Consider the following 640-nt stretch of genomic DNA (forward strand, 5'->3'; position numbering starts at 1 on the left):
GCCTTCAAAACACCCCATTTCCTTGATCCTTACGACCGGTAACCACCCCCTGACATGCCTAAACCTCAGAATCCTTGAAACCCCCACCACCACCCCCGTAACTTCGAACCCGTTGCACCGAGCACACCGCTCACCAGGGCCCCACCGCCCCGCAACCACACGCACCACACCCCCCACAGAACCACCCGCCCCCAGGGCCTGGTTCCGCACGCCCACACCCCCCTCCGAAAGGACCCACATGACCCACCGCAACCAGACCACCACCGCCACCACCACCACCGCCACCAAGCGCCGCAACCGCATCCGCACCACCCTCATGGCCGGCGCCCTCACCGCCCTCCCCGTCGCCGGACTCATCACCGCCACCACCGCCTCCGCCGCCCCCGCCGGCGTCTGGGACAAGGTCGCCGCCTGCGAAGCCACCGGCAACTGGGCCATCAACTCCGGCAACGGCTTCTACGGCGGCCTCCAGTTCACCCCCAGCACCTGGGCCGCCTTCGGCGGCACCACCTACGCCCCCCAGGCCCACCAGGCCACCAAGGCCCAGCAGATCGCCATCGGCGAAAAGGTCCTCGCCGCCCAGGGCCCCGGCGCCTGGCCCGTCTGCTCCGTCAAGGCCGGCCTCACCAAGTAACACCCC

Annotated in this window: 1 pseudogene; it reads left to right on the forward strand. The window is 69.4% G+C overall.

From position 1 onward, the window contains the following. Positions 1 to 238: 238 nt before the first annotated feature. A pseudogene (locus PUR61_RS05015) lies at positions 239 to 631 on the forward strand (transglycosylase family protein); the annotation flags it as partial. Positions 632 to 640: the final 9 nt, after the last annotated feature.

Source organism: Streptomyces sp. BE20, from assembly GCF_036322525.1.
Taxonomy (GTDB): Bacteria; Actinomycetota; Actinomycetes; order Streptomycetales; family Streptomycetaceae; genus Kitasatospora.